This is a genomic window from Rhodanobacter sp. LX-99, assembly GCF_018599185.1.
In the GTDB taxonomy this organism is placed as follows: Bacteria; Pseudomonadota; Gammaproteobacteria; order Xanthomonadales; family Rhodanobacteraceae; genus Rhodanobacter.
The window spans coordinates 367,639-386,443 of the sequence record NZ_JAHFVL010000003.1 but is presented as its reverse complement, the minus strand read 5'-3'; the positions used below and the strand labels follow the sequence as shown (position 1 = coordinate 386,443).

Sequence of the window (18,805 nt, the reverse complement as noted above, 5' to 3'; positions counted from 1 at the left end):
CCTGCGAGAAAGGCTAAGGAGCGCCGCGTCCGCCACGCCGTGCGGCGCCGGGGCTTCCCCGGTTCGCCGCACGGTTCCACCGCAAGCCGTCAGTCGAGGTCGAGCGTGTCCTTGCTGCTCTGGCGCCGACGCTGTTCCTTCTGCTCGTAGCGGGCTTCGCAGCCGTCGCGCTTGACCATCGTGCAGTCCAGGTAGTCGGTGGCCTCGATCAGCGCCGCGCGTACCGCCTTGCTGGCCGGGGTCTTCTTCGCATGGGCGAAGTCGCCGCCGACCCCGCTGACGTAGCCACGCAGGTTCATGCCGCCGCTGGAGCTGCGGCCCTCGACGGTGCGCGAATACACCACTTCGGACGTCTCCGCGTCGACCACGCGCAGGTCGATCGCGATGTACGCCTCCGACTTGCCGCCGCCCACCCGGAAGCCGGCGATATTGAGGCCGCCGCCGGTGTTGGAGGTGTCCTCGGTATAGGCGCTGACGCTGCCGGTGACCAGGTACTGGGCGCCGGTGATGTTGCCGGTGTGCGGGGTGCTGCCCGGACGCATGCGGGAAGAGGCGGCCAGGTCCTGCTCGGCCAGTACGGCGTCGATTTTCTGCCGTTCGATCACCTTGAAGTCGCCGGTGGCGCTCAGCTCGTTGCTGAGCACGTCGGCAAGCTGCCTGCCCACGTCGCCGTTCCACCAGTTGGCGGAGCTGGTCTCGTTCGTGAAATCGATCACGGCGACGGTCATCGTCGGCGCCTCGCGGGCCACGGCGGCACCGCTTGCGGTCAGTGCCAGGGCCAGTGCCGCGCCCAGCATGCTTGTACGGTTCACAGGTTTCATGGATTCCCCTCCAGTTGATGGCGTGATGCTGTCCCCAATCAGTTGCCGGTCCTGCGCTGACGCCGGCGCTATTGCGCCGTGCCAAGTCGTGTACTGGATCCCCCTGGTGCCGGATGGCGAGTGTCGCGCAGGCGGCGGGCGAGGATGCCGTCGCGCGAACACGGGGGATGCTGTCCATGCTGGATTGGCGTTGTCAAGTGACGGGCCGTCAGGGTCGTCACTTGACGTTGGGCGGGGTGATTATCCGGAGCTGCCGTCCTCCCGGCTGTCGGCGCGGGCGACATAAGCTGTCAGCGAAGTCCGTCAATGGCTGGCGGCGGGGATGACATGAGGGTGGCTGGCGCCGGTGGCCGCGGCACCGAGGGCGCCGGCAATGAAAAGCCCCGGTCTGGCCGGGGCTTTTCTCTTTTCCTGCGGCGGGGGCTTACCTTACCAGCGGTACGCCGCCTTGCCGTAGACATAGGCGCCGTTGAAACCGAACGGCGAGAACACCGAGTAGGGGAAGGTACCGTTGTTGTCGTTGTTGAGTGCGGCGGAAGCCTTGCCCGGATGGGTGTTGAACACGTTGTCGGCACCGAGGCTGAAGGTCCAGCGGTCGAGGCTGTAGTTCAGCGCCAGGTCCAGCAGCCACTTGCTGCCGTAGGTCTGATCGAACGCCGGGTTGGAGGAATTGTAGGCGGTGAACTTGTCGTAGCGGGTCAGCGTGCCGTTGAAGCCCCAGTTGCCGACGCTGTACAGGCCGTTGAGGATCAGCTTGCTGCGCGGCGTGGTATCGGCGAGCAGGCCGTACTGGTCGCGGCGGTCGATGCGCTTGAGGTTCAGGCCCAGCGAATCCAGGATCGCGGGATTCGGCTTGACGTCGGTGACCTTGTTCTTGTTGTAGTTGTAGCTCAGCGTGGTTTGCAGCGTGCCGGCCTGGCCGAGGTCGAACAGGTAGCTGCCGACCAGATCGACGCCGCGCGTGCGCGTGTCCACCGCGTTGGTGAAGTAGGCGATGCTGCTGTAGTTGGTGTTGGTGATGCCGTTCGCCGCCAGATAGGCCTGTACGGCCGGTGCGGTGATCGCCAGGTTGCTGGACAGGGTGATGCGGTCGCTGATGGTGATCTGGTAGATGTCCACGCTGAGGTTCAGCGGATCGACCGGGTTCCACACCAGGCCGGCGGTGTAGTTGCGCGACTTCTCCGGCTTCAGCGGTTGCCCGCCCAGCAGCAGCCCGATGGGACTGGTGGCGCCGACCAGGCCGGTGTTGTAGATGCCCGGGGCCAGGCCGGGAGGCGCATTGCCCGGGCCGTAGTACAGCGATTGCGTATACGCGTAGAACTGCTGCGCCAGCGAGGGCGCGCGGAAGCCGGTGGAGGCGCTGGCGCGCAGGGCGAAGCGGTCGGTGAAGTCGAAGCGGCCGGCCAGCGAGCCGGAGGTGGTGGTGCCGAAGTCCGAGTAATCCTCGTGGCGCACGGCCAGCGAGGTGCCCAGGCGGTCGGTGAGGTTGGTCTCCAGGCTCAGGTATTCGGCCACGCTGTGCCTGGCATGCGAACCGGCGTTGGCCGGCTGGTAGCCGCCGAAGCCCTGCGCGCCGCCGGATACGCCGGACGTGCCCACGTAGTAGGAGGCCGGGTCGCCGGCGACGATCTCGTAGCTCTGGCGCAGGTACTCGGTGCCGAAGGCCAGGGTGACCGGGTTGGGCAGCCAGCCCACCGACAGTTCCTTGGCGAGGTCGATGTCGAACGACTGCTGGGTGGCTTTCAGGATGCCGTCGTGGAAGCGGGTGGGGCTGCTGCCGAAGTCATTGAGGAAGGCGCGGTTCACGCTGTTTTCGGTGGCGTACGAGACCCGGTTGGCGCCGTAGTTGCCGCTGATGTCCCAGCGCCAGCCGCCGGCGGTCTTGCCGCGCAGGCCGGCCACCAGCGACTGGTCGGTCGAGTCCGCGTTCTCCAGCGGCAGGTAGCCGTCGGGGTAGATCGTGGGTGCCGAGTTGCTGTTGTCCACGCTGCGGAAGAATGCTGTCGAGGTGCTGTCGCGCTTGCCGTAGTGGCCGAACGCGTACAGCTGCACGCCCGGCGTGAGGTCGTACTGGCTGTTGAGGAACAGGTTGTGGTCGCGCACGGCCGGATCGCCGAAGCGCTGGCGCACGCCGTCCTGCGGGCGCCGGCGATCCACGCCGGCACGGTTGGTGATGTTCTGGTTGCCCTCCTGCAGGCTGAAGCGCAGCCAGCCCTTGTCGTTGTTCAACGGCAGGCCGAAGTTGGCCGAGCTCTGCCAGATCTGGCCGTCGCCGGCCGAGTACTGGCCGCCGCTGAGTTCCACGTCGCCGCCGGTGGCGCCCTTCTTCAGCACCACGTTGATCACGCCGGCGATCGCATCGGAACCGTACTGGGCCGAGGCGCCGTCGCGCAGCACTTCGATGTGGTCGATCGCCGCCATGGGGATGGTGTTGAGGTCCACCGCCTGCGAGCCGCGTCCGAGCACGCCGTTGGTGACGATGATGGCGCCCGGATGCCAGCGCTTGCCGTCTACCAGCACCAGTACCTGGTCGGGCGACAGGCCGCGCAGTTGCGCCGGTCGCTGCGAGTCGGCGGTGTCCGCGGCCGACGGGCGCGGGAAGGTCAGCGACGGGATGATGCGCGCCAGCGCGGTGGACAGCTCGCCGGTGCCGGTCTGCTGCAGCACCTTGGCGGAGACCACGTCGATCGGGGTCAGCGAGCTGCTCTCGGTGCGATTGTCGGCGCGTGTGCCGGTGACGATCACCGTGCTGAGGTTCTTGGCCTTGGCCGGGGCGGGCTGGGTGGCATCCTGCGCGGCGACATTCCCGGCCAGGGCCAGCAGCACCGCAGCGGGAAGCCATGCCGAAGCGATCGGGTTGGAACGTTTGCTCATGAGAACTCTCCAGGTTCATGGATTGCTGCGGCGCAGCAAATGCAGGCTAGCGGCGTGCCATGGATTCGTCAATAGACGTATAGACGTCTATCAGGCCAAATGCCCGATCATCATCTTTGATCATGCAAGAGGGCCGCGCATGAAGCCGGTAGCCTGGCCCGTGTTTGTCCGCTTCGCAGGCTACTGCCGCGGCATGGTCGTCGCCATGCGCCGCCTGGCACGTTGAAATCCATCCGTGCGGCCCGATAATGGTCCGTTGCCGGCCCCATGATGACCGGCGTGTACGGAGTTTCCATGCCCATCTACGAATTCGAATGCGGCAGTTGCGGCCATCGCTTCGACCGCCTGCAGAAGTTGTCCGATACCGATCCCGCCGTTTGCCCCGCCTGCGACGCGCCGCACCTGCGGCGGATGGTCAGCGCGCCGTCGTTCCGGCTTGCCGGCAACGGCTGGTACGAAACCGACTTCAAGAAGAACGGCGAGAAGAAGCACAACCTGGCCGATGGCGGCGGAGCCGACGCCAAGCCTGCCGCAAGCGTGCCGGCGGCATCGCCAGCGCCCGCGGCCAAGCCCGCCAGCGGCGACTGAGCATCGGCGCACGCCGCCTCATGGGCGATGTTCAAGCAGGGTTGGGTCTTTCTGCGATAGCGTTGGCGGCAACTTCCCGGGGGACAGGCACATGCATCTTTCATCCAGGTTTCTGCTCGGCGCCGCGGCGGCGTTGCTCGGCGTGCTGTCGTTGCCGGCGGCATCCCATGCCCAGTCCCGGCAGGGCGATGCATCGATCCGCTGCGAAAGCATCAACGGCAAGTTCAACCGTTGTGCCATGCCGTGGCGCGACGCCCGGTTGGCCCGGCAGGAATCGAAAGGCGCCTGCATCCGCGGGGAAAGCTGGGGCGTGGACCGCCAGGGCCTGTGGGTGGATCGCGGTTGTCGCGGCCTGTTCGCCGAGGCCGATGGCGGCCGTCCCGGTTATGGCCGTCCCGGTCATGGCGGCCCCGGCTACGCAGGTTGGCAGCCGGGCCCGGGCTGGGATCGGCAGATCCGCCTGCAGTGCGACAGCAACAAGAAGCGCTACCAGATGTGCCAGGTCGACGTCGGTCGCCGTGGCCGCGTGCGGCTGGTGCAGCAGATGTCCGATGCCCGCTGCAGCGAGGGTTACAGCTGGGGCTGGAACCGCGCCGGCGTGTGGGTGAACCACGGCTGTCGCGGCCAGTTCGTGGTCGACCGTCGCTGGTGAGCGGTTCCGGGCCCGCCGGTCCGGAGCCCCGCCCGCCACGGCGGTGGTAACATTCCGGGTCTTTTCCATCTGTTTCGGCCGCCCTGCGGCCCGCCCGGAGTTTCAAGCGCATGCGCACGCATTACTGCGGCCTCATCGATGAGTCGCTGATCGGCCAGACCGTCACCCTGTGCGGCTGGGTCAACAAGATCCGCCTGCAGGCGCACGTCGCCTTCGTCGACCTGCGCGACCACGAGGGGCTGGCCCAGGTGGTGATCGAGCGGGAGAACGCCGCGGCGTTCGCCGTCGCCAACGGGATCGGCAGCGAGTACTGCCTGCGTGTCACCGGCATGATCCGCCCGCGGCTGTCGGTCAACGACAAGCTGAAGACCGGCACGATCGAGTTGCTGGCCGACACGGTCGAGGTGCTCAACGCCGCGAAGGACCTGCCGTTCGCGCTGCACGAGAACCCGAACGAGGACATGCGGATGACCTACCGCTACCTCGACCTGCGCCGCCCCGAGATGCAGGCGATGATGAGGAAGCGCATCAAGCTGGTGCAGGCGCTGCGCCGTTACCTGGACGAGCGCGGCTTCCAGGACGTGGAGACGCCGATCCTGACCAAGGCCACGCCGGAGGGCGCGCGCGACTACCTGGTGCCCAGCCGCGTGCATCCGGGCCAGTTCTACGCGCTGCCGCAGTCGCCGCAGCTGTTCAAGCAGATCCTGATGGTGGCCGGCTTCGACCGCTACTACCAGATCGCGCGCTGCTTCCGCGACGAGGACCTGCGCGCCGACCGCCAGCCGGAGTTCACCCAGCTCGACCTGGAGTTCGCCTTCGTCGAGGAAAAGGACGTGCAGGACTTCGTGGAGGAACTGATCCGCCACGTGTTCAAGGAAGTGCAGGGCGTCGAACTCGATGCCGCGTTCCCGCGCATGACGTGGATGGATGCGATGCGTCGCTTCGGCTCGGACAAGCCGGACCTGCGCATCGCGCTGGAGCTGGTCGACGTCGCCGAGGCGGTGAAGCACATCGAGTTCAAGGTGTTCGCCGAGCCGGCCAACGATGCGGGCGGCCGTGTTGCCGCGTTGCGCGTGCCAGGTGGCAGCACGCTGTCGCGCAAGGACATCGACGGCCTGGCCGAATACGCCTCGCGCTACGGCGCGAAGGGCCTGGCCTGGCTCAAGGTCGAGGACCTGGCGAAAGGCCGTGAAGGCATAAACTCGCCGGTGGCGAAGTTCCTCGACGACGCGGCGCTGGACGGCGTGCTGAAAGCCACCGCCGCGCAGAGCGGCGACATCGTGTTCTTCGGCGCCGGTGCGTGGAAGACCGTCAGCGATTTCATGGGCGCGCTGCGGCTGAAGGTCGGCAAGGATCGCGGCCTGGTCGAGGACAGCTGGAAACCGCTGTGGGTCACCGACTTCCCGATGTTCGAATACGACGCCGAGGCGCAGCGCTTCGTGGCCCTGCATCATCCGTTCACCGCGCCGAAAGTGGATGACGCCGCCCAGCTGCGTGCCGATCCGCACAACGCGGTGAGCCGCGGCTACGACATGGTGCTGAACGGCAACGAGATCGGCGGCGGCTCGATCCGCATCCACCGGCCGGAGATGCAGAGCACGGTGTTCGACCTGCTCGGCATCGGTGCCGAGGAGGCCGAGATGAAATTCGGCTTCCTGCTGAAGGCGCTGAAATTCGGCGCGCCGCCGCATGGCGGCCTGGCGTTCGGCATCGACCGCATCGCGGCGCTGCTGGCCGGCACCGAGTCGATCCGCGACGTCATCGCGTTCCCCAAGACCACCAGCGCGCAGGATCTGATGACCGACGCGCCGTCGACGGTGAGCGACGCGCAACTGAAGGAGCTGCATGTGCGCGTGGCGACCGTCAAGGAGACTGTCGGCTGATCCGCCGACAGTTTCCCGTGCGACCTTTCGGCGACACGCCATGAGCGAGCACGTGATCCTGCTGCACGGCCTGTGGATGCGCGGTTTCGCGCTGTCCATGCTGCACCGCCGGCTGATCGAGGCGGGCTTCCGCGTGCACCGCTTCGATTACCTGAGCGTGGCGGCCACCCAGCAGCGCATCCTGGACCGCTTGCAGGCGCGCATGGCCGCGCTGGCCGGGGAGGCCGATGCGGTGCACCTGGTCGGCCACAGTCTCGGCGGCTTGCTGGCCTTGCGCGCTTGTCTCGATGCCGATCTGCCGCCTGGCCGCATCGTCTGCCTGGGCTCGCCGCTGAAAGGCAGCGCCGCCGCGCGCGGTTTCGCCGCCTGGGGGCGTGGCGGCGAAGTGCTGCTGGGGCATAACCGCGAATTGCTGCAACAAGGCTTCGAGCGCTGGGACGGACCGCGCGAGGTCGGCGTGATCGCTGGGCGCATGCCGCTGGGTCTCGGCGCCATGCTCGGCCATTTCGTCGGCGAGCACGATGGCACCGTGGCGGTGGAGGAAACCCGCCTGGCCGGACTGACCGCGCATTGCGTGGTCGAGGCGAACCATACCGGCCTGCTGTTCTCGCAGGAGGTGGCACGGCTGGTGGCGGAATTCCTGCGGAATGGGCAGTTCACGGGCGCTCCCGGCTGAGTCGCCGTGTCGCGGTACGGCGATGGCGATGCGGCCGGCACGACGGCCGAATTCAGGTAAAATTGGCCGCTTGTCCAATCGCTTCGTGCAGGAATCGTCATGGGTAGAGGCCCGTCCATCGAAGGTCGCAAGAACGCCGAAGACGCCAAGCGCGCCAAGGTGTTTACCAAGCTGATCCGCGAGATCACCGTCGCCACGCGCGCCGGGGTGGCCGACCCTGGCGGCAACCCGCGCCTGCGTGCGGCGATCGACAAGGCGTTGTCGGCGAACATGACCAAGGACACCATCGAGCGCGCGGTCAAGCGCGGCTCCGGCGCCGACGGCGGCGCCGACATGCAGGAGCTGCGCTACGAGGGCTACGGCCCGGCCGGCATCGCGCTGATCATCGAGTGCTTCACCGACAACCCCACCCGTACCGTGGCCGACGTGCGCTACGCGCTGACCAAGCACGGCGGCAACCTCGGCACCTCGGGCTCGGTGGCATTCCAGTTCACCCGTTGCGGCGAACTGGTGTTCGCCACCGGCGGCGACGCGGCTGCCGAGGAGAAGGTGCTGGAGGCGGCGCTGGAAGCCGGTGCCGACGACGTGCTCAACGAGCACGGCGAGAGCATCGTGCTGTGCACGCCGGAGAACTTCGAGGCGGTGCAGCAGGGGCTGATCGCGGCCGGGCTGAGCGCCCAGCACGCCGGCGTGGTGATGCGTCCGAACAATCGCGTCGAAGTGCCGGAGGAGGCGCTGGAGCAGCTGCTCGACCTGCTCGAGAAGCTCGACGCGCTGGACGACGTGAGCGAGGTGTCGCACAACGCCTTGCTGCCCTCCGGGACCGCCGAATAAGTCGGAGGCCTCGCGCCTTCGCATCGCATCGTGATGACCCGCATTATCGGCATCGATCCCGGCAGCCAGCGTACTGGCGTGGGCATCATCGACGTGGACGACGCGGGCAAGCTCACCCACGTCTTTCACGGCGCGCTGGCGGTGGCCGGCGAGGCCACGTTCCCGCTGCGCCTGAAACGCATCTTTGACGAACTGTGTGACATCATCGCCACGCATCAGCCCGCCGAGTGCGGGATCGAGCGCGTGTTCATGGCGCGTAATCCGGATTCGGCGTTGAAGCTTGGGCAGGCGCGCGGCGCCGCCATTTGCGCGGTGGTCAGCCAGGGGATCGTGGTGCACGAATACGCAGCAACCGAAGTGAAGCAGTCCGTGGTCGGCAGCGGTCGCGGCGACAAGACCCAGGTACAGCACATGATCGGCGTGCTGCTCGGCCTCAAGGGGCCGCTGCAGGCCGATGCCGCCGATGCGCTGGCGGTGGCGGTGGCGCATGCGCACACCCGCGCCAGCCTGGCCCGCGTCGGCATCCCGCGCGCGGCCTGGAGGCGGCGCCGGTGAGGGCGCCGGCGATGAACGAGGCAGGGAGGCGGCGCCGATGATCGGACGTCTGCGCGGTATCCTGATAAGCAAGCAGCCGCCGTCGCTGCTGGTCGAGGTGGGTGGCGTCGGCTATGAGGTCGAGGCGCCGATGTCGACGATCTACGACCTGCCGGGCCTCGGCAAGGAAGTGGTCCTGCTCATCCATCACGCGGTGAAGGAAGACAGCATCACGCTGTACGGCTTCCTGCACGAAGCCGAACGCACGCTGTTCCGCAACCTGCTGAAGGTCAGCGGGATCGGCGCGAAGATCGCGCTGGCGGTGCTGTCCGGCGTGTCCACCGATCACTTCGCGCGGCTGGTGCAGGCCGGCGACGTGGTCGCGCTGACCAAGATCCCCGGCATCGGCAAGAAGACCGCCGAGCGCATCGTGGTGGAGCTGCGCGATCGCCTCGATGGCATGTCCGGCATGCCCGGCGCCACGCTGCATGCGGCCGGCGCGCCGCTGGATGCCGCCGGCGAAGCGACCGTGGCGCTGCAGCAGCTGGGCTACAAGCCGGTCGAGGTGAGCCGCCTGGTGCAGAAGGTCGCCGCCGAGGGCGACGACGCCGAAGCGATCATCCGCAAGGCACTGCGCGCGGCGCTCGGGAGCTGATCGTGGGACAGCAGACCATGCAGGGCGAATCGCCGGCAGAGACCCGGCGCCGGTTGCGGACGCTGGCGCTGGGTGCGATCGGCGTGGTGTTCGGCGACATCGGCACCAGCCCGCTGTACACCATGAAGGAAACCCTCGGCACGCACGGCATGACGCCGACCGAGCCGGCGGTGCTGGGCGTGCTGTCGCTGGTGTTCTGGGCGCTGATCATGGTGGTGTCGCTGAAGTACGTCACCTTCGTGATGCGCGCGGACAACAAGGGCGAAGGCGGCATCATGGCGCTGATGGCGCTGGCGCAGCGCTCGATGAGCGGTTCGGCGCGCGCGCGCTGGGTGCTGGCCGGCTTCGGCATCTTCGGCGCGGCGCTGTTTTACGGCGACGGCGTGATCACCCCGGCGATCTCGGTGCTCGGCGCGGTCGAGGGCCTGCAGGTGGCCGCGCCCGGCCTGGGCAAGTACGTGGTGTGGGTCGCGCTGGCGATCCTGCTGGGCATGTTCGCGGTGCAGCGGCACGGCACGCACAAGGTCGGCAAGGCGTTCGCGCCGGTGATGACGCTGTGGTTCGTGGTGCTGGCGGTGCTCGGCGCGCGCCAGATCATCGCCAACCCGCAGGTGCTGTACGCGATCAACCCGGTACACGCAATGCGCTTCTTCGTCAGCCACGGCGATACCTCCTTCATCGCGCTCGGCGGCGTGGTGCTGGCGCTGACCGGCGCCGAGGCGCTGTACGCCGACATGGGCCACTTCGGCAAGAAGCCCATCCGGCTGGCCTGGTTCGGCTTCGTGCTGCCGGCGCTGCTGCTCAATTACTTCGGCCAGGGCGCGCTGCTGCTGGGCGATCCGCTGGCGATCTCCAGCCCGTTCTACCTGATGGTGCCGCCGTCGCTGCTGTATCCGATGATCGTGCTGTCGGCGGCGGCGGCGGTGATCGCGTCGCAGGCGGTGATTTCCGGCGCGTTCTCGATGACCCGCGAGGCGATGTCGCTGGGCTATTCGCCGCGGCTGGCGGTGGTGCACACCTCGCGCGAGATGTCCGGACAGATTTTCGTGCCGTGGGTCAACCGCATGCTGATGGTGCTGGTGATCCTGGCGGTGCTCGGCTTCCGCAGCTCGGACAACCTGGGCGCCGCCTACGGCATCGCGGTGACCGGCACCATGACCATGACCACGCTGCTGGCGCTGGTGGTGGCGCGCAAGCGCTGGCGCTGGAGCTGGTTGACGGTGGTGCTGGTGGGCGTGCTGTTCCTGATCATCGACCTGTCGTTCTTCGGCGCGAACCTGCTCAAGGTGGCGCACGGCGGCTGGTTCCCGCTGGTGCTCGGCGTGGTGCTGTTCAGCGTGATGACGACCTGGCGCCGCGGCCGCGAGCTGGTGGTGCGCGAGATCAAGCAGGGTGGGCTGGCGCTGGCGCCGTTCATCGAGAACATCGCCGAGCATCCGCCGCTGCGCGTGCCGGGCACGGCGATCTTCCTCACCGCGAACCAGCACGCCGTGCCGCATGCGCTGCTGCACAACCTCAAGCACAACAAGGTGCTGCACGAACGCAACGTGCTGCTGACGGTGGAGACGCTGGAAACCCCGGTGGCCGAGGCCGACGAGCGCATCGCGATCACCCCGATGGCCGGCAATTTCTTCGGGCTGGAGCTGCGCTTCGGTTTCGCCGAGGACCCGAACATCCCGCTGGCGCTCACCCAATGCACGCGCGAGGGCCTCGGCTTCGACATGATGGACACCACTTTCTTCCTGTCGCGCGAGACCATCGTGGCCGACGCGCGCCGCCCCGGCATGGCGCTGTGGCGCGACAAGCTGTTCGCGTTCCTGTCGCGCAACGCGATGCCGGCGACGGCGTTCTTCCAGATTCCCGGCAACCGGCTGATCGAACTCGGTGCCCAGGTCGAGATCTGAGCTGCCGGGAATAGGGAATCGAGAATAGGGAATAGTAGAATCGCCGGGACTCGGAAGTTTCCCGATTCCCCATTCCCTATTCCCGGCATTTGAATGACCGAAGCCCGCATCATCACCGCCGCCGCCCAGCTCGACGACGAGGCGCTGGAAGCCACCATCCGGCCGAAGCGGCTGGCCGAATACCTGGGCCAGCAGGCGGTGCGCGAGCAGCTGTCGATCTATATCGAGGCGGCCAGGAAGCGCGGCGGGGCGCTGGACCACGTGCTGATCTTCGGCCCGCCGGGCCTGGGCAAGACCACGCTCAGCCATGTCATCGCGAACGAGCTGGGGGTCAACCTGCGTTCCACCTCCGGCCCCGTGCTGGAGCGCGCCGGCGACCTGGCCGCGCTGCTGACCAACCTGGAGGCGAACGACGTGCTGTTCGTCGACGAGATCCACCGCCTGTCGCCGATCGTCGAGGAAGTGCTGTACCCGGCGATGGAGGACTTCCAGATCGACATCATGATCGGCGAGGGCCCGGCCGCGCGCTCGATCAAGCTGGACCTGCCGCCGTTCACCCTGATCGGCGCGACCACCCGCGCCGGCATGCTCACCGCGCCATTGCGCGACCGCTTCGGCATCGTGCAGCGGCTGGAGTTCTATACCGCCGACGAGCTCGCCGCGATCGTGCGCCGTGCGGCGAAGATCCTCGGCATCGCCTGCGCGCCGGAAGGCGCGCAGGAAATCGCCCGCCGCTCGCGCGGCACGCCGCGCATCGCCAACCGCCTGCTGCGCCGGGTGCGCGACTACGCCGAAGTACGCGCCGGCGGCGAAATCACGCTGGCGGCGGCCCGCGCCGCGCTGGACATGCTGAAGATCGACCCGGAAGGTTTCGACGAACTGGACCGGCGCCTGCTCGGCCTGATCATCGAGAATTTCGACGGCGGCCCGGTCGGGGTGGAGTCGCTGGCTGCCGCGCTGAGCGAGGACCGCGGCACGCTGGAGGACGTGGTCGAACCGTACCTGATCCAGCAGGGCTACCTGGTGCGCACCGCCCGTGGCCGCATGGTCAGCGCCAGGGGCTGGCGCCACCTGGGACTGACTCCGCCGCCACGGCAGGCGCAGCCCGCCGACCTGTTCGACAGCGGGACCGACGATGCCTGAGCTTGCTCCGAAGCCGCCTTTCAGCTGGAAAGTGCGCGTCTACTGGGAAGACACCGACGCCGGCGGAGTGGTCTACCACGCCGGCTATCTGCGCTTCATGGAGCGCGCCCGCAGCGAGTGGATGCGCGCGCTCGGCGTCGACCAGATGGCGTTCAAGCAGGCCACCGGGTTGGCCTTCATGGTGCGCGACATGCACATCGACTTCCTCGGGCCCGCCCTGCTGGATGATGAACTGTCGGTAACGGTCGAGGTCAAAGAACGGCGCGCAGCCAGTATCCTGTTCACCCAGACGATCACGAAGACGGACGGCAGTTGCCTGATCCGCGCAAGCGTCCGGGTGGCCTGCGTGGACCTCGGGCGCATGCGGCCGGCCCCGATTCCGGCCGACCTGATCCCGCGACCCGCACCCTAGACAATCAAGCCGACTGGCGGAGAACCTGCAAGCAATGAACGGTGGACTGAATGTATTCACGCTGGTCGCGGATTCGAGCGTGCCGGTAAAATTGGTGCTGCTGATCCTGCTGGTGTTCTCGTTCCTGTCGTGGGTGATCATCATCCGCAAGTACTCGCAGACCAAGGCGGCGATGGAGAATGCCGAGGAGTTCGAGGAACGCTTCTGGTCCGGCGGCGACCTGGCCCAGCTGTTCCGCGAGGTCAGCAACCGCAACGGCGGCACCGGCGGCATCGAGAACATCTTCGAGTCGGGCTTCCGCGAGTTCGCGCGCCAGCGCCAGCGCAAGACCCACGACCCGCGCAGCGCGATCGAGGGTTCCGAGCGGGCCATGCAGGTGGCCGGCACGCGCGAGATCGGCCTGCTCGAGCGCAACCTGGAATTCCTCGCCAACGTCGGCTCGATCAGCCCGTACGTGGGCCTGTTCGGCACCGTGTGGGGCATCATGGGCGCGTTCCAGGGCCTGGGCGACATGAAGGACGTGACCATCGCGGTGGTCGCGCCGCACATCTCCGAGGCGCTGATCGCCACCGCGATGGGCCTGTTCGCGGCGATTCCGGCGCAGTGGGCGTACAACCGCTACGCCACCAAGGTCGAACGCATCGCGTCGCGCTACGACGTGTTCCAGGAGGAGTTCTCCTCCGTGCTGCAGCGGCAGATCCAGACCGACGACGTCGCCTGAGCGGAGAGCGGCCATGCGAACCTCCGGGCGCCAGCGGCGCTACAAGCTCAAATCCGAAATCAACGTGGTGCCGTACATTGACGTGATGCTGGTGCTGCTGATCATCTTCATGGTCACCACGCCGATGATGAATTCCAGCGTCGACGTGCAGCTGCCGCAGGCCAATGCCAAGTCGCTGCAGCAGAAGAAGGACCCGGTGCTGGTCTCGGTGCTGCAGGACGGCCAGCTCTACCTGACCCTGAGCGGCGCCAAGAAGGAACTGGTCGACGAGGACACGCTCAAGCTCAAGGTGGGCGCCTTCGTGCGCCAGAACCCCGAGGTCAGCGTGCTGGTCGGCGGCGACGAGCGCGGCGCCTACGGCGGCGTGTTCAAAGTGCTTGCCGACCTGCAGCAGGCCGGCGTGGCCAAGGTGGGTTTGATGGGCCAGCCTGAGCAAGGCAAGAGCACGTCCAATGGACGAAAGTAAGGCGACGCCGAAGGCGGTCGTACTTTCCGCCATCCTGCACATCGGCATCGTGGGGTTTTTGTTCCTCGCGGTCCTGCCGTGTTCGACCTACGAAAACGTGTTCAACGCGCTGCACCTGCCGGCGTGGATGAATCCGATCACCTGCTCGAAGCCGCTGGAACTGCAGGGCCAGATCATCGAGGCGACCTTGATCGGGCCCACCGGCAGCCCGCCGCCGAAGGCGGTGAAGGTCAAGCCGGTGCCCGATTCCACCCCGCCGCCGCCGACCGTGCCGCCCCCGACGCCGCCCAAGATCGAGGCGCCGGAGGTGAAGACCCTGCCGCCGCCGCCCAAGCAGCCCGACCTCAAGGACCAGGAGCGGGTGGTGGAGGAGGCCGCGCTGAAGGCCGAGGAAGCGAAACAGCTGCAGGAGGAAAAGCAGCGCCAGCGGCAGGCCGAGCTGGATGCGCAGGCGGTCAAGCAGAAGCAGGAAAAGCAGAAGCAGATCGACGACCTGCTGGCCAAAATGGACGCGGCGGCGCAGCAGACCCGCAGGCTCGACAGCCGGGCCAAGCAGGCCAAGCAGCAGTTGGAGGACCTGAAGAACGCCCAGGACAACGGCGCCCCCGACCTGCCCAACGCGGCGCAGCGCCAGACCGGCAACAACAGCCAGAACAGCAGTCTCGCCGACGAATATGCAGCGGCCATTCAGAATGCGGTCACGCCGAACTGGTTAAGGCCGGATAACATACCGGCAGTTCCGTGCCAGGTTCATATCGTGCAGTCGCCCGGCGGTGACGTGATGAGTGCCACCGTCGATTCCAGCTGCCCGTATGACGATGCTGGCCGGCGTTCGGTCGAGAATGCGGTACTGCGCACCAAGACCTTGCCCTACAAGGGCTTTGAAAGCGTGTTCCAGCGCAACCTCACCTTCACATTCAGGCCGCAATGATCAAGCCCATGCGCAAATTCAGCTCAAGCTTCGCCATCATCCTGCTGGCGGCGGTGGCGTTGTTCGCCGGCCCGGCGGCCGCCCAGTCGTTGAATGTCGACATCGTCGGCGGCGTCAAGACCGCCACCCCGATCGTGGTGGTGCCGTTCGCGCAGGCCGGCGGGGCACCGTTGTCGACCGACATCGCCGACGTGATGCGCAACGATTTCAACCGTTCCGGCAAGTTCCGTTCGCTGGCCAAGAGCGACATCGTGGAGTTCCCGTCCAAGGGGTCGGACATCAAGTTCGCCACTTGGCGCCTGCTGAAGCAGGACTACATCGTGGTCGGCAATGTCCAGGACGCCGGCAACGGCATGGTGCAGGTCGAATACGAGCTGTGGGACGTCAACAAGCAGCAGAGCCTGCTGCACCAGCAGATGCCGCCGGCGCCGGTGGGCGACCTGCGCAGCGTGGCGCACCAGATCGCGGACATCGTCTACGAGAAGATCACCGGCGTGCGCGGTGCGTTCTGGACCCGCATCGCCTACATCACCGCGGTCGGCCTCGGCAACAACACCACCTATTCGCTGATCGTGGCCGATTCGGACGGCTACAACCCGCAGGTGGTGGCGCGATCGAAGGAGTCGCTGCTGTCGCCGGCGTGGTCGCCGGACGGCCGCAAGATCGCCTACGTCTCGTTCGAGAGCGGCAACTCGTCGATCTACGTGCAGGACATCACCACCGGTTCGCGCCAACTGGTGGCCGCCCATGCCAGGGGCATCAACGGCGCGCCGGCATGGTCGCCTGACGGCAGCAAGCTGGCGGTGGCGCTGTCCTACGTCGGCAACCTCGAGCTGTTCGTGCTGGACCTCGCCAGCCGCCACGAAACCCGGCTGACCAACAGCCTGGCGATCGACACCGAGCCGGTCTGGGCGCCCGACGGCCAGAGCATCTATTTCACCTCCGACCGTTCCGGCCGGCCGCAGATCTACCAGGTTCCGGCCAGCGGCGGCACGCCGCAGCGGATCAGTTTCCAGGGCCAGAACAACGCGAACGCCTCGGTGAGCTACGACGGCAAGCAGATCGCGATGGTGCAGGGCAACGGGAACGTGTATCGTATTGTCATCATGGACCGCAGCTTGGGTGACCAGGTGCGTCCTCTCTCGCCGGGCCCGATCGACGAGTCCCCGAGTTTTGCTCCGAATGCCAGCATGCTGCTGTATGCCGCTACCGAAGGACGTCGCGGCGTGTTGTACGCCGTATCGGCTGACGGTCTGGTTCGCCAGCGCCTCGTACTTTCCGATGGCGACGTGCGCGAACCCGCCTGGGGGCCATATCGGCAACGTTGATTTTTCATGCTGCTGCACGCAAGTGCGGCAACGTGATGCCCAGGGAATGGGCCCGGACAGCGCCCTCGCGGCGCGTTTCGGTTTCCGGTTGTGGCGCTTTGCCGCGTCATGGCCAGTCAGGGCGACCGTGCAGAATCGCGCACTGTCGAACTTTCACGTGTCAAAATAACAGCCGGTCGACCGGCGTCAGCTGTCCCGTAACCTCAGTCGTCATCGTTTGTCGGAACTCAACCCGTAAGGAACGTCACCATGAATAAGACCGTTCGCGTCGCCCTGGTTGCCCTGCTCTGCGTAGGCGCGGCCGCTTGCTCCAAGAAGCAGGAAGTCAAACCGCAGCCCGCTCCGGAGCAGGCTGCTCCGGCCCAGGCTCCCGTGTCTGATGGCAAGTACACCCCTGCCGACCTCGATACCGATGCCTGCCTGCGTCAGCGCGTCGTGTACTTCGATTTCGACAAGACCGAAATCAAGCCGGAATTCCAGCAGATCATGGCGTGCCACGCCAAGTACCTGCAGGATCGCCCGACCTCGCACATCCGTCTCGAAGGCAACACCGACGAGCGCGGCACCCGCGAGTACAACCTCGGCCTCGGCGAGCGTCGTGGCAATGCCGTCTCCGACGCGCTGCAGGCCAACGGTGGTTCGGCCAGCCAGCTCGAAGTGATCAGCTACGGCAAAGAGAAGCCGGTGTGCCGTGAGCACAACGAGGATTGCTGGAGCAAGAACCGCCGCGTCGAGATCGTCTACACGGCGCAGTAATGATGAAGCGACTGGCTAACAGCTTTGCAGCCAGGTTCAGCATGGCGGGCGCAATCGCGTCCGCCATGCTGTTCGCGTTCCCGGCATTCGCGCAGGACTCGCGGCTGAGCCTCGCCGATCGCGTCACGCGCCTGGAACAGCAGGCACAGAACAAGGACCAGTCCGGCACCGGCATGGTCAACCAGATGCAGCAGCTGCAGTCGCAGGTGCAGCAGCTGCAGGGACAGATCGAGGAACTGCAGCACCAGTTGCAGACACTCGATGACAAGAACAAGGCCCAGTACACCGACCTCGACGCCCGCCTGGGGCGTCTCGAGGGAGGCAGTGCGGGCGCCCCCGCTGCAGCAGGCAACAACCCGCAGGCGCAGGCCGGCAACCCGGCCGCCGCGGCCAGCGCCGCCCCGGCCGCCAGCAACACGGCAAGCCAGCCGGCCAAGGCCGGCAGCAGCGCCGCCGCCGGCGATCCGGCCGCGGCCCAGGCTGCCTACGACGTGGCCTTCAAGGCGATTCGCGCGGGCAATTACGTGGAAGCCTCGCGCGAGTTCCGCAGCTTCATCCAGCAGTACCCGAACCATGCGCTGGCGCCGAATGCCTGGTACTGGCTCGGCGAGTCGTATTACGCCACCACCAATTACCCGGTCGCGCTGGAGTCGTTCCAGCAGCTGCTCAGCCAGTTTCCGCAGAGCGACAAGGCACCCGACGCGCTGCTCAAGGTCGGCTACAGCCAACTCGAGCTCAAGCAGATCGCGGCGGCCAAGGCCACGCTGACCAAGGTCACCACCAAGTACCCGGGCTCCAAGGTGGCCAGCCTGGCCCAGGAACGCCTGCAGCGCCTGCAACTGCAGTCGGGCAACTGAGCGGTAGCGATATGAGCGGCAATGACGTGCGCGAGGCGTCCGGCACGCCTGCGGCGGCCGTTGCCGAGCGCCTGCGCATCACCGAGATCTTCCACTCGATCCAGGGCGAGGCCGACGCGATCGGCTGGCGCACCGTATTCGTGCGCCTCACCGGCTGTCCGCTGCGCTGCGTCTGGTGCGATACCGAGTACTCGTTCTACGGCGGCAACTGGCATGCGATCGACGACATTCTTGCCGAGGTCGCCTCGCATGGCGCCAGGCACGTCTGCGTGACCGGCGGCGAGCCGCTGGCGCAAAAGCGCTGCCTTATCCTGCTGCGCAAGCTGTGCGACGCCGGCTACGAAGTGTCGCTGGAAACCTCCGGTGCGCTGGACGTCTCCATGGTCGACCCGCGCGTGCGCAAGGTGATGGACCTGAAGGCGCCGGATTCGGGCGAAAGCCAGCGCAACCTGTGGTCGAACCTCGACCACCTGCTGCCGCACGACCAGATCAAGATCGTCATCGCCAGCCGCGCCGACTACGAGTGGGCGCGCGCGATGCTGGCCGAGCATGCGCTGGCGGATCGCTGCATGGTGCTGTTCTCGCCGGTGCACGGTGCGGTCGAGCCACGCGACCTGGCCGAGTGGATCATCGCCGACAAGCTGGATGTGCGCTTCCAGTTGCAGCTGCACAAGCTGCTGTGGAACGACGCGGCCGGAAGATAAGCGGTGGCCATGTTGCCGCAAGCGACGAGAAAACCCGCGCGCCGGCCTGTGTTGCCGGTGGCGCTT

At 67.0% G+C, this 18,805-nt stretch carries 19 protein-coding genes; 17 read left to right on the top strand and 2 right to left on the bottom strand.

Annotated features, from left to right (window positions below; genetic code table 11):
* Window positions 1–89: 89 nt before the first annotated feature.
* Entirely contained in the window at window positions 90–821 is a 732-nt protein-coding gene (locus KK131_RS15940; protein WP_214557701.1) for a CsgG/HfaB family protein, read from the bottom strand.
* 429 nt (window positions 822–1,250) lie between these two features.
* Window positions 1,251–3,695: a TonB-dependent receptor gene (locus KK131_RS15935; RefSeq protein ID WP_214557700.1), complete on the bottom strand. Its 2,445-nt coding sequence runs from the start codon at window positions 3,693–3,695 to the stop codon at window positions 1,251–1,253.
* Window positions 3,696–3,989: 294 nt separating this feature from the next.
* Here KK131_RS15935 and KK131_RS15930 point away from each other — a divergent pair, with 294 nt between their 5' ends.
* The 17 genes from KK131_RS15930 (at window position 3,990) to queE (ending at window position 18,739) form a co-directional block, all read left to right on the top strand.
* Window positions 3,990–4,283, top strand: coding sequence for a zinc ribbon domain-containing protein (locus KK131_RS15930; RefSeq protein ID WP_214557699.1), 294 nt, complete (start codon window positions 3,990–3,992; stop codon window positions 4,281–4,283).
* 91 nt (window positions 4,284–4,374) lie between these two features.
* Entirely contained in the window at window positions 4,375–4,935 is a 561-nt protein-coding gene (locus KK131_RS15925) for a DUF3011 domain-containing protein (RefSeq protein ID WP_214557698.1), read from the top strand.
* A gap of 110 nt (window positions 4,936–5,045) precedes the next feature.
* Complete coding sequence (gene aspS, locus KK131_RS15920) at window positions 5,046–6,818, top strand: aspartate--tRNA ligase (protein WP_214557697.1); 1,773 nt, start codon at window positions 5,046–5,048, stop codon at window positions 6,816–6,818.
* Window positions 6,819–6,858: 40 nt separating this feature from the next.
* The gene (locus KK131_RS15915; protein WP_214557696.1) at window positions 6,859–7,494 is read left to right on the top strand and encodes an alpha/beta hydrolase family protein; all 636 of its coding nucleotides are present in this window, start codon (window positions 6,859–6,861) and stop codon (window positions 7,492–7,494) included.
* A gap of 99 nt (window positions 7,495–7,593) precedes the next feature.
* The gene (locus tag KK131_RS15910) at window positions 7,594–8,328 is read left to right on the top strand and encodes a YebC/PmpR family DNA-binding transcriptional regulator (RefSeq protein ID WP_214557695.1); all 735 of its coding nucleotides are present in this window, start codon (window positions 7,594–7,596) and stop codon (window positions 8,326–8,328) included.
* Window positions 8,329–8,361: 33 nt separating this feature from the next.
* On the top strand, window positions 8,362–8,883 hold the full coding sequence (ruvC, locus tag KK131_RS15905; protein WP_214557694.1) for a crossover junction endodeoxyribonuclease RuvC: 522 nt from the start codon (window positions 8,362–8,364) through the stop codon (window positions 8,881–8,883).
* 37 nt (window positions 8,884–8,920) lie between these two features.
* Window positions 8,921–9,517 (top strand): Holliday junction branch migration protein RuvA, encoded by a 597-nt coding sequence (ruvA, locus tag KK131_RS15900; protein WP_214557693.1) that lies wholly within the window; start codon window positions 8,921–8,923, stop codon window positions 9,515–9,517.
* Between the two features lie 17 nt (window positions 9,518–9,534).
* The gene (locus KK131_RS15895; RefSeq protein WP_214557863.1) at window positions 9,535–11,421 is read left to right on the top strand and encodes a potassium transporter Kup; all 1,887 of its coding nucleotides are present in this window, start codon (window positions 9,535–9,537) and stop codon (window positions 11,419–11,421) included.
* Window positions 11,422–11,514: 93 nt separating this feature from the next.
* Window positions 11,515–12,564: a Holliday junction branch migration DNA helicase RuvB gene (ruvB, locus tag KK131_RS15890; RefSeq protein ID WP_214557692.1), complete on the top strand. Its 1,050-nt coding sequence runs from the start codon at window positions 11,515–11,517 to the stop codon at window positions 12,562–12,564.
* Window positions 12,557–12,976 carry a tol-pal system-associated acyl-CoA thioesterase gene (ybgC, locus tag KK131_RS15885; RefSeq protein ID WP_214557691.1) on the top strand — a complete coding sequence of 140 codons (420 nt, stop codon included), beginning with the start codon at window positions 12,557–12,559 and terminating at the stop codon, window positions 12,974–12,976. The genes ruvB and ybgC overlap by 8 nt, the downstream gene beginning before the upstream one ends.
* A 34-nt stretch (window positions 12,977–13,010) precedes the next feature.
* Entirely contained in the window at window positions 13,011–13,697 is a 687-nt protein-coding gene (gene tolQ / locus KK131_RS15880; RefSeq protein ID WP_214557690.1) for a protein TolQ, read from the top strand.
* A 13-nt stretch (window positions 13,698–13,710) separates the two neighbouring features.
* Window positions 13,711–14,163, top strand: coding sequence for a protein TolR (gene tolR / locus KK131_RS15875; protein WP_214557689.1), 453 nt, complete (start codon window positions 13,711–13,713; stop codon window positions 14,161–14,163).
* Window positions 14,150–15,094 (top strand): cell envelope integrity protein TolA, encoded by a 945-nt coding sequence (tolA, locus tag KK131_RS15870; RefSeq protein ID WP_214557688.1) that lies wholly within the window; start codon window positions 14,150–14,152, stop codon window positions 15,092–15,094. Before tolR ends, tolA begins: the two co-directional genes overlap by 14 nt.
* Window positions 15,091–16,422: a Tol-Pal system beta propeller repeat protein TolB gene (gene tolB / locus KK131_RS15865; protein WP_214557687.1), complete on the top strand. Its 1,332-nt coding sequence runs from the start codon at window positions 15,091–15,093 to the stop codon at window positions 16,420–16,422. Before tolA ends, tolB begins: the two co-directional genes overlap by 4 nt.
* Window positions 16,423–16,671: 249 nt before the next feature.
* The gene (gene pal / locus KK131_RS15860; protein WP_214557686.1) at window positions 16,672–17,178 is read left to right on the top strand and encodes a peptidoglycan-associated lipoprotein Pal; all 507 of its coding nucleotides are present in this window, start codon (window positions 16,672–16,674) and stop codon (window positions 17,176–17,178) included.
* 41 nt (window positions 17,179–17,219) lie between these two features.
* Complete coding sequence (gene ybgF, locus KK131_RS15855; RefSeq protein ID WP_214557685.1) at window positions 17,220–18,035, top strand: tol-pal system protein YbgF; 816 nt, start codon at window positions 17,220–17,222, stop codon at window positions 18,033–18,035.
* Between the two features lie 11 nt (window positions 18,036–18,046).
* On the top strand, window positions 18,047–18,739 hold the full coding sequence (queE, locus tag KK131_RS15850; protein WP_214557684.1) for a 7-carboxy-7-deazaguanine synthase QueE: 693 nt from the start codon (window positions 18,047–18,049) through the stop codon (window positions 18,737–18,739).
* The last annotated feature ends 66 nt before the right edge of the window (window positions 18,740–18,805 follow it).